Annotated in this window: 13 protein-coding genes; 11 read left to right on the top strand and 2 right to left on the bottom strand. The window is 74.6% G+C overall.

Translation table 11 applies throughout. The features are described from left to right. Positions 1–55: 55 nt before the first annotated feature. Positions 56–2227, top strand: a complete 2172-nt coding sequence (locus AB0G32_RS24440; protein WP_361167003.1) for a primosomal protein N' — start codon at positions 56–58, stop codon at positions 2225–2227. Between the two features lie 105 nt (positions 2228–2332). On the opposite strand, the gene AB0G32_RS24435 is transcribed toward AB0G32_RS24440, so the two are convergent. After that, positions 2333–2875 (bottom strand): hypothetical protein, encoded by a 543-nt coding sequence (locus AB0G32_RS24435; RefSeq protein WP_361167000.1) that lies wholly within the window; start codon positions 2873–2875, stop codon positions 2333–2335. A gap of 276 nt (positions 2876–3151) precedes the next feature. On the opposite strand from AB0G32_RS24435, the gene fmt reads away from it, so the two are divergent. The 10 genes from fmt (at position 3152) to AB0G32_RS24385 (ending at position 14261) form a co-directional block, all read left to right on the top strand. Next, entirely contained in the window at positions 3152–4084 is a 933-nt protein-coding gene (gene fmt, locus AB0G32_RS24430) for a methionyl-tRNA formyltransferase (protein ID WP_361166997.1), read from the top strand. Between the two features lie 70 nt (positions 4085–4154). Further along, positions 4155–5573, top strand: coding sequence for a transcription antitermination factor NusB (locus AB0G32_RS24425; RefSeq protein ID WP_361166994.1), 1419 nt, complete (start codon positions 4155–4157; stop codon positions 5571–5573). A 304-nt stretch (positions 5574–5877) separates the two neighbouring features. After that, the gene (gene rpe, locus AB0G32_RS24420; RefSeq protein WP_361166991.1) at positions 5878–6564 is read left to right on the top strand and encodes a ribulose-phosphate 3-epimerase; all 687 of its coding nucleotides are present in this window, start codon (positions 5878–5880) and stop codon (positions 6562–6564) included. Between the two features lie 125 nt (positions 6565–6689). Next, positions 6690–7733, top strand: coding sequence for a sugar-binding domain-containing protein (locus tag AB0G32_RS24415; protein ID WP_361166988.1), 1044 nt, complete (start codon positions 6690–6692; stop codon positions 7731–7733). Between the two features lie 23 nt (positions 7734–7756). Then, positions 7757–8071, top strand: a complete 315-nt coding sequence (locus tag AB0G32_RS24410; RefSeq protein ID WP_361166985.1) for a barstar family protein — start codon at positions 7757–7759, stop codon at positions 8069–8071. Between the two features lie 162 nt (positions 8072–8233). After that, the gene (locus tag AB0G32_RS24405) at positions 8234–9676 is read left to right on the top strand and encodes a GuaB1 family IMP dehydrogenase-related protein (RefSeq protein ID WP_361167058.1); all 1443 of its coding nucleotides are present in this window, start codon (positions 8234–8236) and stop codon (positions 9674–9676) included. Positions 9677–9696: 20 nt separating this feature from the next. Continuing rightward, complete coding sequence (locus AB0G32_RS24400; RefSeq protein ID WP_361166982.1) at positions 9697–10149, top strand: Lrp/AsnC family transcriptional regulator; 453 nt, start codon at positions 9697–9699, stop codon at positions 10147–10149. 258 nt (positions 10150–10407) lie between these two features. Continuing rightward, complete coding sequence (locus AB0G32_RS24395) at positions 10408–11583, top strand: MFS transporter (protein WP_361166979.1); 1176 nt, start codon at positions 10408–10410, stop codon at positions 11581–11583. 160 nt (positions 11584–11743) lie between these two features. Next, positions 11744–12532 carry a carbon-nitrogen hydrolase family protein gene (locus tag AB0G32_RS24390; protein WP_361166976.1) on the top strand — a complete coding sequence of 263 codons (789 nt, stop codon included), beginning with the start codon at positions 11744–11746 and terminating at the stop codon, positions 12530–12532. Positions 12533–12560: 28 nt separating this feature from the next. Next, positions 12561–14261, top strand: coding sequence for an FAD-dependent oxidoreductase (locus AB0G32_RS24385; protein WP_361166973.1), 1701 nt, complete (start codon positions 12561–12563; stop codon positions 14259–14261). Between the two features lie 267 nt (positions 14262–14528). Here the strand turns inward: AB0G32_RS24385 and AB0G32_RS24380 are convergent, their stop codons facing one another. Continuing rightward, entirely contained in the window at positions 14529–15458 is a 930-nt protein-coding gene (locus AB0G32_RS24380; RefSeq protein ID WP_361166970.1) for a TIGR03619 family F420-dependent LLM class oxidoreductase, read from the bottom strand. Positions 15459–15535 lie beyond the last annotated feature (77 nt).

Here is a 15535-nt window from a genome sequence, read left to right as displayed (position 1 = left end):
CGTACCAGCGGCCGGACTCCGCCCGTTGTCAGTGGGCTTTGGTAAGAATGCAGGTGTGAGCAGCGAGAACGAGCAGGCAGGCGGGGGCGGGGACGGGGCGCCGCCTGAGCAGCTCGCGCTCATTCGGGAGAGTGTGCGCAAGGCCGCTGTGCCGCGGGCCAAGCCGCGGACCTGGCGGGGCGCCGCGCTCGCCGAGGAGTTGCCGGTCGCGCGGGTGCTGGTCGACAAGGGCGTGCTGCATCTGGACCGGTATTTCGACTACGCCGTGCCGGCGGAACTGGACGCGGAGGCGCAGCCGGGCGTGCGGGTGCGGGTGCGGTTCGGGGCCGGACGGGGGCGGGTCCGGGACGGGCGGCGGGAGGGCGGGGGGCTCATCGACGGGTTCCTGGTCGAGCGGCGGGCCGAGTCCGACTACGCCGGGCCGCTGGCCGCGCTGGCCCAGGTGGTCTCGCCCGAGCCGGTGCTCGATGCCGAACTGCTGGCGCTGACCCGTGCCGTCGCCGACCGGTACGCGGGCAGCCTCGCGGACGTCCTCCAGCTGGCCGTGCCGCCGCGCAACGCGCGGGCCGAGCGGCGGGCGTCCCCCGAGCCGCTGCCGCCGCCGCCCGCCCCGGCGGCGGGCTCCTGGGAGCGGTACGCGCAGGGGCCGGCGTTCGTGGCGGCACTGGCCTCGGGAGGCGCGCCGCGCGCCGTGTGGAACGCGCTGCCGGGGCCGGAGTGGAGCGAGGAACTGGCCCGGGCCGTGGCGGCGACGCTGGCCTCCGGGCGGGGCGCGCTCGTCGTGCTGCCGGACGGGCGGACGGTCGCCCGGCTGGACACGGCGCTGCGAGACGTGCTCGGCGAGGGGCGGCACGCGGTGCTCACCGCCGACGCCGGGCCCGAGAAGCGGTACGGGCAGTGGCTGGCGGTGCGGCGGGGCGCCGTACGGGCGGTGATCGGGACCCGCGCGGCCATGTTCGCCCCGGTCCGGGAACTGGGGCTGGTCGCCCTGTGGGACGACGGCGACGACAGCCACAGCGAGCAGCACGCCCCGCAGCCGCACGCGCGGGAGGTGCTGCTGCTGCGGGCGGCCCAGGACAGGTGCGCCTTCCTGCTGGGCGGCTGGAGCTGCACCGTGGAGGCCGCTCAGCTGGTGGAGAGCGGCTGGGCGCGGCCGCTGGTCGCCACCCGCGAGCGGGTCCGGGCCGCCGCTCCGCTGGTGCGCACCGTCGGGGACGGCGACCTGGCCCGGGACGAGGCCGCCCGGGCCGCCCGGCTGCCGAGCCTCGCCTGGCAGGCCGTCCGGGACGGACTGCGGCAGGGTCCGGTACTGGTGCAGGTGCCCCGGCGCGGCTACGTGCCCCGGCTGGCGTGTGCCGTGTGCCGGGCGCCGGCCCGGTGCCGGCACTGCGCCGGGCCGTTGGAGGGGCCGGAGGCCGGGGCGGCGTTGCGCTGCGGCTGGTGCGGGCGCGAGGAAGGCGGGTGGCACTGCCCGGAGTGCGGGGCGTTCCGGCTGCGCGCCCAGGTGGTGGGGGCCCGGCGGACCGCGGAGGAACTGGGGCGGGCCTTCCCCGCCGTACCGGTGCGGACCTCCGGGCGGGAACATGTGCTGGACACGGTCCCCGGGTCGCCCGCGCTGGTCGTCAGCACCCCGGGTGCCGAGCCCGTCGCCGAGGGCGGGTACGCGGCGGCGCTGCTGCTGGACGGCTGGGCCATGCTCGGGCGGCCCGACCTGCGGGCCGGTGAGGACGCGCTGCGGCGCTGGATCGCGGCCGCCGCGCTGGTGCGGCCGCAGCCGGCCGGCGGGACCGTGGTCGTGGTCGCCGAGCCGACACTGCGGCCGGTGCAGGCGCTGGTGCGGTGGGACCCGGTCGGGCACGCGGTACGGGAGCTGGGCGAGCGGGCCGAACTGGGGTTCCCGCCGGTGTCGCGGATGGCCGCCGTCTCCGGGCCGCCGGAGGCCGTGGCGGAGTTCCTCGGCACGGTGGAACTGCCGGACGAGGCGGAGGTGCTGGGCCCCGTTCCGATGCCGGTCACCGCCGCGGGCCGGGCCCGGCGGCCGGGTGCGCCGCCACCGGGGGAGCACTGGGACCGGGCGCTGGTCCGGGTGCCGCCCGGCCGCGGGGCGGCGCTCACCTCGGCACTGAAGACCGCGCAGGCGGCTCGGATGGCGCGCGGGGGCGGCGGCAGTGCTGGTGGCAGTGCTGGGGTGGTGCGGGTACGGGTCGATCCGCCCGACATCGGGTGAGGCGGCGTCCGGCCGGTGCCGCGGGGCGAGGCGCGTTCTTCCCGAGAACGACGGCTGCCCTCCCGGGAGGAGACGGGAGGGCAGAGCGCGGGGGCGGTGCGCCGGTCAGCCGTTGCGCGGGCCGGGGAAGGCCGTCGGCCGGGCGTCCTCGCGCAGGGCGGAGCTGCCCGCCGTGGGCTGGGTCGGCATGGAGCGGGCGGCGGGGACCGTGGGGACCGGGGAGATGCCCGCCCCCACGTTCACCGTGCGGGAGCCCGGGGTCTCCGGGGTGTGCTCGGACTCCGGCGGGGCGGCCTGGGCCGCGCGGCGCGCGCCGTACCGGCGGTGCACCGCCTGCTTGGTGACTCCGAGGGCGGAGCCCACCGCGTCCCACGAGAAGCCGAGCGAGCGGTCGAAGTCCACGGCGGCCGTGACCAGGGTCTCGACGCTGTCCCGCAGCTCCTGGGCGAGACGGACCGTCGGCGCGGGAGCGCGCCCGTAGACGACGAAGCCGGTGGAGGGACCGGAGCGGCGCGGGCGGTAGACGTTGCCCAACTGGGCGGTGAGCGTGCGCAGCGCGTCCACCTGCCGGCGGACCCGCTCGATGTCCCGCACCAGCAGGTGCAGGCTGGCCCGAGCCTGGGCGTCGTGAGTTGCGTGGTCGGCCATGAACAAGCCTCTCGAACCGGCGTTGAAAGGAATGGGCCCGTCCGGGGGCCCGTGGTCAACTCTTTCTTGACAACGCGAGACCGGTCCCTGGGTCACGGGGTGGGGCGTGGGGGGTTCTTGTGTGCGCCCCCTCGGCCTTCGGGAGTGTTCCCACCCGCGCGCCGCCCGTCGCGAGCGGGGTTCGGCGCGGTCGGCGGCTGCCGGGTGGCGGGTGGTGGACTCGTAGACTGGTGCGCTGCCCGCCCACCGTCCCCGCCCGAGAGGCCCGTCCCACCCATGAAGCTGGTCTTCGCCGGTACCCCCGAGGTCGCCGTTCCCGCCCTGGACGCCCTGATCGCCTCCGGGCGGCACCAGGTGGCCGCCGTCGTCACCCGGCCCGACGCGCCGGCCGGGCGCGGGCGCCGGCTGGTCGCCTCCCCGGTGGCCGAGCGGGCCGAGGAGGCCGGGATCGAGGTGCTGAAGCCGGCCCGGCCGCGCGACCCGGAGTTCCTGGAGCGGCTGCGGGAGATCGCGCCCGACTGCTGTCCCGTCGTCGCCTACGGTGCCCTGCTGCCCCGGGTCGCCCTCGACGTCCCGGTCCACGGCTGGGTCAATCTGCACTTCTCGCTGCTGCCCGCCTGGCGCGGGGCCGCGCCCGTGCAGCACGCCGTGCTGGCGGGCGACGAGATCACGGGTGCCTCGACCTTCCTGATCGAGGAGGGGCTGGACTCCGGTCCGGTGTACGGGACGCTCACCGAGACGGTCCGGCCCACCGACACCAGCGGCGACCTGCTGACCCGGCTCGCCCTCGCCGGCGCCGGCCTGCTCGCCGCGACCATGGACGGCATCGAGGACGGCACCCTGAAGGCCGTACCGCAGCCCGCCGACGGGGTCTCCCTCGCCCCGAAGCTCACCGTGGCGGACGCCCACGTCGACTGGGCCGCGCCCGCGCTGCGCGTCGACCGGGTGGTGCGCGGCTGCACCCCGGCGCCCGGCGCCTGGACCACGTTCCGCGGTGAGCGGCTCAAGCTGGTGCAGGCCGTGCCGGTCGCCGAGCGGACCGACCTGGCCCCCGGGCAGCTGGCCGTCGGCAAGAACAACGTGCACGTCGGTACCGGCTCGTACGCCGTCGAACTGCTCTGGGTGCAGGCGCAGGGCAAGAAGCCGATGCGGGCGGCGGACTGGGCCCGCGGGGCGCGGATCGGCGACGGGGAGCGGCTGGGCGGCTGACGTCCGGGACGGGCCTGGGCCGACGTAGGCTGGCGGGAGTATCTCTTCCCATCTCCGGAGCACCTTTTTCGTGAGCGAGCAGCCTCGTCGTCCCCGCAAGCCCGGCAAGCCCTACCGGCGGCCCAAGAAGGACCCCGTCCGCATCCTCGCCTTCGAGGCGCTGCGGGCCGTGGACGAGCGGGACGCCTACGCCAACCTGGTCCTGCCGCCGCTGCTGCGCAAGGCCCGGGAGGCGGACGACTTCGACGCGCGGGACGCGGCGCTCGCCACCGAGCTGGTGTACGGGACGCTGCGGCGGCAGGGGACGTACGACGCCGTCATCGCCGAGTGCGTCGACCGGCCGTTGCGCGAGGTCGATCCGCCGGTGCTGGATGTGCTGAGCCTCGGGGCGCACCAGTTGCTGGGGACGCGGATTCCCAGCCACGCGGCGGTGTCCGCCTCCGTGGAGCTGGCGCGGGTCGTGCTCGGGGACGGGCGGGCCAAGTTCGTCAACGCCGTGCTGCGCAAGGTCGCCCGGGACGATCTGAACGGGTGGATCGAGAAGGTCGCGCCGCCCTACGACGACGATCCCGAGGACCACCTCGCCGTCGTGCACTCGCATCCGCGCTGGGTGGTCTCCGCGCTGTGGGACTCCCTCGGTGGCCCCCGGGCCGGCATCGAGGAGCTGCTGGCCGCCGACAACGAGCGGCCCGAGGTGACGCTGGTCGCCCGGCCCGGCCGGGCCACGACGGAGGAACTGCTCGGCGTGGACGCCGCCGTGGCGGGGCGCTGGTCGCCGTATGCCGTGCGGCTGGCCGAGGGCGGGGAGCCCGGGGCCGTCGAGGCCGTGCGGGACGGGCGGGCCGGGGTGCAGGACGAGGGCAGTCAGCTCGTCGCCCTCGCCGTGGCCAACGCGCCGCTGGCGGGGCCCGACCGGCGGTGGCTGGACGGGTGCGCGGGGCCCGGCGGCAAGGCCGCGCTGCTGGCCGCGCTGGCCGCCGAGCGCGGCGCGTTCCTGCTGGCCTCCGAGAAGCAGCCGCACCGCGCCGGGCTGGTGGCCAAGGCGCTGGCCGGCAATCCGGGGCCGTACCAGGTGATCACCGCCGACGGGACGCAGCCCGCGTGGCGGCCCGGGAGCTTCGACCGGGTGCTCGTCGACGTGCCGTGCACCGGGCTCGGCGCCCTGCGGCGCCGTCCCGAGGCGCGCTGGCGGCGCCGGCCCGCGGACCTGGACGGGTTCGCGCCGCTCCAGCGCGGGCTGCTGCGCGGCGCGCTGGAGGCGGTGCGGGTCGGCGGGATCGTCGGCTACGCGACCTGCTCCCCGCACCTGGCCGAGACCCGGGCCGTCGTCGCCGACGTACTGAAGCAGGTGCCCGGTGCCGAACTGCTCGACGCCCGGCCGCTGCTGCCCGGCGTGCCGGAACTGGGCGAGGGACCGGACGTGCAGCTGTGGCCGCATCTGCACGGGACCGATGCGATGTATCTGGCGGTCATGCGGCGGACCGCTTGACGTTCGGACCGGGTGTCTCTGGGGGCGGGTGCCTGCCTCCGTGCCGGGGAACCCCGGCTTGACGGTCGGTGCGGCCGGGCTGGGGCACCGCGGCAGGCGCCTGCGCGCCGGGCGTCCGGGGGCAGTTGCCGCTGGGGCCGTTCGCGGGTCGGGTCGCGGTGCGGCCGGCACGTCCTCGGCTCCCCTGTCTGAACGAACAGGGGCGTGACCGTAGGGGGCCCGTCGGAACGCCCGGGGTCCGTCTCGGTGGGACCAGGTCCGTACCGGGGAGACCCGGCGGGGGCGGACATGGCAGGCTTGGGCCATGGCCGCGCAGATCAACCCCAGCATCCTGTCCGCCGACTTCTCCCGCCTCGCGGACGAGGCGAAGGCGGTGCAGGGAGCCGACTGGCTCCACGTCGACGTCATGGACAACCATTTCGTCCCCAACCTCACGCTCGGTGTGCCGGTCGTAGAGTCCCTCGCCCGTGCGACGGACACCCCGCTGGACTGCCACCTGATGATCGAGGCGCCCGATCGGTGGGCGCCCCAGTACGTCGAGGCGGGGGCCGGTTCGGTCACCTTCCACGCCGAGGCCGCCGCCGCCCCGGTGCGTCTGGCCCGCGAGATCCGGGCCAAGGGCGCCCGCGCCTCGATGGCGCTCAAGCCGGCGACGCCCGTCGAGCCGTACGAGGACCTGCTGCCCGAGCTGGACATGCTGCTGATCATGACGGTGGAGCCCGGCTTCGGCGGGCAGGCGTTCCTCGACATCATGCTGCCGAAGATCCGGCGGACCCGGGAGCTGATCGCCCGGCACGGACTCGAGATGTGGCTGCAAGTGGACGGCGGGGTCTCCGCGGCGACCATCGAGCGGTGCGCGGAGGCGGGCGCCGACGTCTTCGTGGCGGGCTCGGCCGTGTACGGTGCGTCGGACCCGGACGAAGCGGTGCGGGCGCTGCGCGCGCAGGCCGAGGGGGCGACCGCGGCGGCGTCCTGGGCGTGCGGCCACTGAGAAATGACCAGTACCGGCCAGTAGTGGCCAGTGCTGACGACTACTGAAGAACGAGAACGTGAACGGCTCCCGTCAGGGCTGATCAAGTGCGCCGTATCTGCGAGGATGAACGGCGAATCCAGAGTGTGAACAGCAGTGAGGAGAGCGCCGTGTCGGGTATGTCGGCGGGCCGCGCAGCCATGCGGATGGGACCCGCTGAGCTGGTCCAGGCGGCGGCCATGGCCCGCCGTTTCTACCTTGAGGGAAAGTCCAAGATCCAGATCGCGGAGGAGTTCGGCGTCAGCCGCTTCAAGGTGGCCAGGGTCCTGGAGACCGCCCTCGAACGGGACCTCGTACGCATCGAGATCCGGGTGCCAGCCGAGCTGGACGCCGAGCGCTCGGACGCGCTCCGCGCCCGCTACGGGCTGCGCCACGCGGTCGTCGTGGAGTCCCCGGCGGACGCGGAGGAGACCCCCGACCCCGAGAACCTGGGGGAGGTCGCCGCCGACCTGCTCGGCGAGCTGGTCAACGAGGGCGACGTACTGGGCCTGGCCTGGGGCCGCTCCACCATCCACATGGCGGCGGCCCTGGACCGGCTGCCGCCGTGCACGGTGGTGCAGCTGACCGGCGTGTACGACGCGGGGACCGCCGAGCGCGGCTCGGTGGAGGCGGTGCGCCGCGCCGCCCAGGTCTCCGGCGGCGACGCCCACCCCATCTACGCGCCGATGCTGCTCCCCGACGCGGCGACCGCCGAGGCACTGCGCCACCAGACCGGCATCGCGCGGGCCTTCGAGTACTTCGACAAGGTCACCGTCGCCTGCGTCTCCATCGGCTCCTGGGAGCCCGGCATCTCCACGGTGCACGACATGCTCAGCGACGAGGAGCGCGGCCACTACGCCTCGCTCGGCGTCGCCGCCGAGATGTCCGCGCACCTCTTCGACGCCGAGGGGCGCCGGGTCGGCCGGGACCTGGGGGAGCGGTGCATCACGGTCAAGGCCGACCAGCTCCGGCGTATCCCCGAGGTCGTGGCGATCGCCGGCGGACAGCGCAAGGCGGCGGCCATCGACGCGGTGCTGCGCTCCGGCCTGGTCACCAGCCTGGTGACGGACACCTCCGCCGCGGACTACCTGATGGCGGCCGGACCGGCCCCCCGGTCCGCGCTCAACCGGTCCGACCCGGACGGCATGTGACGCGGCATCAGAATGGAGCGGAGATGGCATCGGACCCGGCAGGCCGGATCGTGGTCGCGCTGGACCTCGACGGGGTCACCGACAAGGCCGGCCTGATGGACCGCTGCGCCCGCGTCCTCGGCCTGCCCGAGTGGTTCGGCCGCAACTGGGACGCCCTCGCGGACTCCCTGGCCGACCCCTCCGTCTGGCCCGAGGGCGCCGGCGAGCGGGGCCTGGTCCTGGTCGTGCAGAACTGGCGGGGCTACGCCGCGGCGCGGCCCGAGGAGTGGCAGGTCGCCGAGGAGGTGTTCGCCGAGGCCACCGACCGCGGCCCGGGGCTCTTCGTCACGCTGGGCTGACGGATCGACCGGCCTTGGAGGTTCCTCCCAGCCATACCCGGGCAGCCTGGACGTTCCGCCCGGGGCGCCCTCGGGTCCGGTCGTGAAAGAATGAAGTACGTGCTCTTTCCCCCTGGCTGACCTGTCCGGGGGCCACCTCTGATCGACTGGGATGTGCAGCACGTGCGTTTCCTCAACGACATCCAGCCCTCGTACGACCTGACGTACGACGACGTCTTCATGGTGCCGAGCCGCTCTGCCGTGGGCTCGCGGCAGGGCGTGGACCTCCGCTCCCCGGACGGCACGGGCACCACCATCCCGCTGGTCGTCGCCAACATGACCGCCATCGCCGGGCGCCGCATGGCCGAGACGGTGGCCCGGCGCGGCGGCCTCGTGGTCATCCCGCAGGACATCCCGATCGAGGTCGTCACCGACGTCGTGCGCTGGGTCAAGAGCCGCCACCACGTGCTGGACACCCCGATCGTGCTGGCCCCGCACCAGACCGTCGCCGACGCGCTCTCCCTGCTGCCCAAGCGCGCGCACAACGCCGGCGTGGTCGTGGACGAGGCGGGCCGGCCGGTCGGTGTGGTCACCGACAGCGACCTGAGCGGCGTGGACCGCTTCACCCAGCTCGAAGAGGTCATGTCCAAGGACCTGCTGCTGGTGGACGCGGACCTGGACCCGCGCGAGGCGTTCAACACCCTGGACGCCGCCAACCGGCGCTTCGCCCCCGCCGTCGGCCAGGACGGCCGGCTGGCCGGCATCCTCACCCGCAAGGGCGCGCTGCGCGCCACGCTCTACACCCCGGCCGTCGACGCGGCCGGCAAGCTGCGCGTCGCCGCCGCCGTCGGCATCAACGGCGACGTGGCGGGCAAGGCCAAGCAGCTGCTCGACGCGGGCGTGGACACCCTCGTCATCGACACCGCGCACGGCCACCAGGAGTCGATGATCAGCGCCGTCAAGCTGGTCCGCGACCTGGCTCCCCGGGTGCCGATCGTCGCGGGCAACATCGTCTCCGCCGAGGGCGTGCGCGACCTGATCGAGGCCGGCGCGGACATCATCAAGGTCGGTGTCGGACCCGGCGCCATGTGCACCACCCGCATGATGACCGGCGTCGGCCGGCCGCAGTTCTCCGCGGTACTGGAGTGCGCCGCCGAGGCGAAGAAGTACGGCAAGCACGTGTGGGCCGACGGCGGTGTCCGGCACCCCCGGGACGTGGCGATGGCGCTCGCGGCCGGCGCGTCCAACGTGATGATCGGCTCCTGGTTCGCCGGGACGTACGAGTCCCCGGGCGACCTCCAGCACGACGCGGGCGGCCGGGCCTACAAGGAGTCCTTCGGCATGGCCTCGGCCCGCGCGGTGCGCAACCGCACCTCGGAGGAGTCGGCGTACGACCGGGCCCGCAAGGGGCTGTTCGAAGAGGGCATCTCCACCTCCCGGATGTTCCTCGACCCGGCCCGTCCCGGCGTCGAGGACCTCATCGACTCGATCATCGCCGGCGTCCGCTCCTCCTGCACCTACGCCGGGGCCGACTCCCTGGAGGAGTTCGCCGAGCGGGCCGTCGTCGGCATCCAGAGCGCGGCCGGCTACGCCGAGGGCAAGCCGCTGCACGCCAGCTGGAGCTGAGCGGTCGGGTACGCGGTCCCATGCTGAACGATCTCGACGAACGCATCGTGCACGCCCTCGCCGAGGACGCCCGCCGCTCCTACGCGGACATCGGGCAACTGGTCGGCCTGTCCGCGCCCGCGGTGAAACGGCGGGTGGACCGGCTGCGCGCCACCGGCGCCATCACCGGGTTCACCGTCCGGGTCGACCCGGCGGCGCTCGGCTGGCGGACCGAGGGTTTCGTCGAGATCCACTGCCGCCGCAACACCTCGCCGGAGACCATCCGGCGAGGGCTGGAGCGCTACCCGGAAGTCGTCGCCGCCTCCACCGTCACCGGGGACGCGGACGCCGTCGCCCAGGTCCTCGCCGCCGACATGCGGCACTTCGAGCAGGTCCTGGAACGGATCGCCGGGGAGCCGTTCGTCGAGCGCACCAAGTCCGTCCTGGTGCTCTCCCCGCTGCTGCGGCGCTTCTCGTCGGCCGCGCCCGCCTGAGCCCGCCCGCGCCGGGGCCGGCGGCCGGCCGCGGGCAGCCGCCGTCCGCCTCGACGCAGAGGGTGAAAGCGAGGGCGAGGGCGCGAACCGGCGGTGTCCCACCGCAGCCGGGGCCGGGAAAAATCCCCGGCCCCGCCGGCCCGCCGCGACTACCATCGCTGCCATGACCTGGCGACATTGATCCACCCGTCGTGCCTCCCGAGGACCGCCTCGGCCGCCGTACCACCGGCGTCCGATCAGTCCTTTCGGGAAGGCCCCATGACTCTCTCACCCTCGCGGGCGCCCGCCGCCGGCCTCCGGCGGCTCGCTGCCACGCTGTACGGCTACGCGTTCCTCGACGACTTCGTGCTGCTGTACCCGGTGTACGCGCTGCTGTTCGCCGACACCGGTCTGTCGATCTGGCAGACGTCCTCGCTCTTCGCCCTGTGGTCGCTGACCGGGGTGCTGCTGGAGGTGCCGTCCGGCGCCTGGGCCGACGCGGTCTCCCGCCGACTGCTGCTGTGGCTCGGACCGCTGCTCACCTCGGTGGGCTTCGCGCTGTGGGTGCTGCTCCCCTCGTACCCGGCCTTCGCGGCCGGCTTCGTGCTGTGGGGCATCCGCGGCGCGCTCGGCTCCGGCGCGCTGGAGGCCCTGGTCTACGAGGAACTGGTCCGGCTCGGCGCGGCCGACCGGTACGCCCGCCTGATGGGCCGGGCCCGGGCGGCGGGACTGCTGGCCGTGATGGCGGCGATGGGCGGCGCCGGGCCGGTCTTCGGATACGGCGGCTACCCGGCCGTCGGCGCCGCCAGCGTCCTGGTCTGTCTGCTCACCGCGGCGGTCGCGACCCGCTTCCCGGAGCACCGGACACCGTCGGGCGGCGGCACCGGCTGGGCCGCGACCCTGCGCGCCGGGCTCGCCGCGGTGCGCGCCGGACGGTCGCTGCGCCGGGCCCTGCTGCTGGTCCCGGCGGTCGGCGCGGTGTGGGGCGCGCTCGACGAGTACACCCCGCTGCTGGTGCGCGAGACGGGAGTGCCGGACGCGGAGGTTCCGCTGCTGCTCCTGCTGATCTGGACCGGGGCCACGGCCGGCAGCCTGGCGGCCGGACCGGCCGAACGCCTCGGCGACCGGGGACTGGCCTGGCTGCTCGTGGGCTCCGCGGTCGCCCTGGCGGCCGGCGCCGGGGCCGGCACCCCGGCCGCTCTGGTCCTGGTGGCCGTCGCCTTCGGCGGTTTCCAACTGGCGACCGTACTGGCCGACGTCCGGCTCCAGCACCGTATCGAGGACGCCGGCCGGGCCACCCTCACCTCGGTCGCGAGCCTGGGCACCGGGCTGGCCACGGTCCTGGTGTACGCCGGGTACGCGGCGGTCGCCTCGCACGCCGCGCACGGCACGGTGTTCGCGCTGTTCGCCCTGGTGTACGTCGGCACGGCTGTGGCGGTGGCCCGGAGGGGATGACCGGGGAGGACACCCGCCGCGCCCGTACGCAACGAATCGCCGCCGGCCGCCCGAAGAACGCAACGAACGGCGGGTCGGCGCGCAACGGCCGTCGCTTGTCGCCCCGGGTCACCGCCCGTAGCGTCTGACCGACCCCCCGCGACCCCGGTGAGGAACACCCATGCGCACCGCCCTGCTCCAGAGCTCCGGCCGCCCCGGCTCCGTCGCCGCCAACCTCGACGTCCTCGACGCGGCCGCGGGCCGGGCCGCCGCCGCGGGCGCCGGGCTGCTGGTGACGCCGGAGCTGTTCCTGACCGGGTACGCCATCGGCGCCGGCCTGGCCCGGCTGGCCGAGCCCGCCGACGGCGACGCGGCCGACGCGATCGCCGAGACGGCGACCCGGCACGGCCTCGCCGTCGCCTACGGCTACCCCGAGCTGGACGGCGACCGCGTCCACAACTCCGTCCAGCTCGTCGCCGCCGACGGCACCCGGCTCGCCGGATACCGCAAGACCCACCTCTACGGCCGCTACGAACGCGACCACTTCACCCCGGGCGACCGCCCCGTCGTCCAGGCCGAGCTGCACGGTCTCACCGTCGGCCTGCTGATCTGCTACGACGTCGAGTTCCCGGAGAACGTCCGGGCCCACGCGCTGGCCGGCACCGACCTGCTCCTGGTCCCGACCGCGCAGCCGCACCCGTTCCAGTTCGTCGCCGAGGCCGTCGTGCCGGTTCGGGCCTTCGAGAACCAGATGTACGTGGCCTACGTCAACCGGGTCGGCACGGAGGGCGGGTTCGAGTTCGTCGGGCTGTCCGTCCTGGCCGGGCCGGACGGCGTCGCCCGGGCCCGCGCCGGACGCGCCGAGGAACTCGTCCTGGCCGACGCGGACCCGGCCCTCCTCACCGCCTCCCGCGCGGCCAACCCGTACCTGGCCGACCGCCGGCCCGGCCTGTACGGCTCCCTCGTCTGAACACCTTTCGCCCAAGGAGCCGCACCCCATGACGTCCACGGTGTCCAACGCCGTAGCGCACGCCGCCGCAGAGCGGCCGGCGATCACCATGTTCGGCCCGGACTTCCCGTACGCCTACGACGACTTCCTCGGCCACCCGGCCGGGCTCGGCCAGATACCCGCCACCGAGCACGGCACCGAGGTCGCCGTCATCGGCGGCGGGCTCGCCGGCCTCGTCACCGCCTACGAGCTGATGAAGATGGGCCTGAGACCGGTCGTGTACGAGGCCGACCGGATCGGCGGACGGCTGCGCACCGTCGGCTTCGAGGGCGCGGGCACCGAGGGGCTGACCGCCGAGATGGGCGCGATGCGCTTCCCGCCCTCCTCCACCGCGCTCAAGCACTACATCGACCTGGTCGGTCTGGAGACCCGGCCCTTCCCCAACCCGCTGGCCGAGGCCACCCCCTCCACCGTCGTCGACCTCAAGGGCGAGACCCACTACGCCGAGACCCCGGCCGACCTGCCCCAGGTCTACCGCGACGTCGCCGCAGCCTGGGCCCGCTGCCTGGAGGAGGGCGCCGACTTCGCCGCCATGAACCGCGCCCTGCGCGAGCGGGACGTGCCGCGCGTCCGGGAGATCTGGGCGCGGCTGGTGGAGAAGCTCGACAACCAGACGTTCTACGGCTTCCTCTGCGACTCCGAGGCGTTCAAATCCTTCCGGCACCGGGAGATCTTCGGCCAGGTCGGCTTCGGCACCGGCGGCTGGGACACCGACTTCCCCAACTCCATGCTGGAGATCCTCCGCGTCGTCTACACCGAGGCCGACGACCACCACCGCGGCATCGTCGGCGGCTCCCAGCAACTGCCGCTGCGGCTGTGGGAGCGGGCGCCCGAGAAGACCGTGCACTGGCCGTACGGCACCTCGCTGGCGAGCCTGCACGAGCACGGCGCACCCCGCCCGGCGGTGACCCGGCTGCACCGCACCGCGGGCAACCGGATCACCGTGACCGACGCGGACGGCGACATCCGCAGCTACCCGGCGGCCGTCTGCACCGCCCAGTCCTGGATGCTGCTCTCGAAGATCGCCTGCGACGACGCGCTGTTCCCCATCGACCACTGGACCGCCATCGAGCGCACCCACTACATGGAGTCCAGCAAGCTGTTCGTGCCGGTGGACCGGCCGTTCTGGCGGGACAAGGACCCGGACACCGGGCGGGACGTCATGTCGATGACCCTCACCGACCGCATGACGCGCGGCACCTACCTGCTGGACGACGGTCCCGGCCGGCCCGCCGTCATCTGCCTCTCCTACACCTGGTGCGACGACAGCCTGAAGTGGCTGCCGCTGTCCGCGCACGAGCGGATGGAGGTCATGCTGAAGTCGCTCGGCGAGATCTATCCCGGGGTGGACATCCGGGGGCACGTCATCGGCGACCCGGTGACCGTCTCCTGGGAGAACGAGCCGTACTTCATGGGCGCGTTCAAGGCCAACCTGCCCGGCCACTACCGCTACCAGCGGCGCCTGTTCACCCACTTCATGCAGGACCGGCTGCCCGCCGGCAAACGCGGCATCTTCCTGGCCGGTGACGACATCTCCTGGACGGCGGGCTGGGCCGAGGGCGCCGTGCAGACCGCGCTGAACGCGGTCTGGGGCGTGATGCGCCACTTCGGCGGGGCGACCGACCCCGGCAACCCCGGGCCCGGTGACGTGTACGACGCCATCGCTCCCGTGGAGCTGCCGGAGGACTAGGGCCTGTCGTTTGGATCAGGACGCAGGGCATCGGCGGAACTTGTCCATGCCGGTGAGCGGGGCCTGGTGCGTGCAGCTGCAAGGCGGAGGAGGGCGGCAACGCGATGGGGTCCCCCCCCCGCGCGAGCGAAGCCGAGCGTGGGGGAGTTGACAACCGACGACAACGCGGCTGGGGGTCCCCCCACGCCGTTCAGGCAGTGGGGGAGCGCGTGCCAGGCCCCGCGGCTGCGGCGTGATCCAAACGACAGGCCCTAACGGCGGGGCGGACTAGATCCCCGCCGCCCGGGCCTTCTCGTACACCTCCGCGGCGACGTCCTTCAGTTCCTCGGCGTCGCGCAGGCCCGCCTGGAGGTCGAGCATGATCTCGTCCAGGCCGATCACGGCGTGCGCGGCCAGATCCGCGACGATCTGGTCGACGCTGCCCTGGAAGGGACGCCGGTCGGAGCCGTCGTACGTCCTCGGCCGGTACCGGGCGTTGGCCCGCAGCGTGGCCCGGAGCGGTTCGGCGCGGCCGCGCTCGGCGGCCAGGTCGCGCAGTTGCCGCCACTGCTCCGACACCGCCTCGACGCCCACGCCCACCGGCAGCCAGCCGTCGGCGTGGTCGACCAGCCGGCGCCGGGCGCGCGCGTTGCCCGCCGCCAGCAGAATCGGAATCGGGCGCGCGGGCTTGGGGCCGACCACGGCCGGCGCGAGCTTCGTGAAGTCGCCCTGGTACGTCACCGGGTCCGGGCCCCACACCGCGCGGCACACGGCGATCAGCTCGTCCAGCGCCCGGCCGCGCTCGGCGAACGGCCGTACCGACGCCGCCGCGTACTCGTCGTGGGACCAGCCGGTGCCGAAGCCCGCCACCACCCGGCCGCCGCTCGCCGCGTCCAGCGTGGCGAGGGACTTGGCGAGCTGGAACGGTATGTGCAGCGGGGCGATCAGCACACTGGTGCCGAGCCGGGCCCGCTCGGTGGCCGCGGCGGCCAGCGCCAGCGTGACCAGCGGTTCGGCCACCGAGCGGTACTCGTCCGGCCAGGGCAGGCCGTCGATGCCGTACAGCCCCTGGGTGGCGGGTTCGGGAACCAGGGCGCGTTCGAAGACCCACAGGCTGGTGTATCCGGTCCGTTCGGCGGCGCGGGCCACCTCCGGGACGTCCGTGCCGATGTCGTACTGACGCATCTGCGGGAGACCGAGTCCGAGCGGGATCGCCATACCTGTGCTCCTTCGCCGTCGATGTGACCGAAGAGTCAACACGCGCCGGGGGTAAGGGAATTCCGCGCGGGACGGGA

Origin of the sequence: Streptomyces sp. NPDC023723 (genome assembly GCF_040639815.1) — a bacterium.
GTDB lineage: Bacteria > Actinomycetota > Actinomycetes > Streptomycetales > Streptomycetaceae > Streptomyces.
Note: the sequence above shows the minus strand (reverse complement) of the source record. Positions and strands in the feature narration are given on the sequence as shown.

Bases quoted from the DNA above. Each gene is read 5' to 3' on its own strand.
- AB0G32_RS24435 (WP_361167000.1), bottom strand. From the start codon at position 2,875: ATGGCCGACCACGCAACTCACGACGCCCAGGCTCGGGCCAGCCTGCAC.
- fmt (WP_361166997.1), top strand. From the start codon at position 3,152: ATGAAGCTGGTCTTCGCCGGTACCCCCGAGGTCGCCGTTCCCGCCCTG.
- rpe (WP_361166991.1), top strand. From the start codon at position 5,878: ATGGCCGCGCAGATCAACCCCAGCATCCTGTCCGCCGACTTCTCCCGC.
- AB0G32_RS24410 (WP_361166985.1), top strand. From the start codon at position 7,757: ATGGCATCGGACCCGGCAGGCCGGATCGTGGTCGCGCTGGACCTCGAC.
- AB0G32_RS24400 (WP_361166982.1), top strand. From the start codon at position 9,697: ATGCTGAACGATCTCGACGAACGCATCGTGCACGCCCTCGCCGAGGAC.
- AB0G32_RS24395 (WP_361166979.1), top strand. From the start codon at position 10,408: ATGACTCTCTCACCCTCGCGGGCGCCCGCCGCCGGCCTCCGGCGGCTC.
- AB0G32_RS24390 (WP_361166976.1), top strand. From the start codon at position 11,744: ATGCGCACCGCCCTGCTCCAGAGCTCCGGCCGCCCCGGCTCCGTCGCC.
- AB0G32_RS24385 (WP_361166973.1), top strand. From the start codon at position 12,561: ATGACGTCCACGGTGTCCAACGCCGTAGCGCACGCCGCCGCAGAGCGG.
- AB0G32_RS24380 (WP_361166970.1), bottom strand. From the start codon at position 15,458: ATGGCGATCCCGCTCGGACTCGGTCTCCCGCAGATGCGTCAGTACGAC.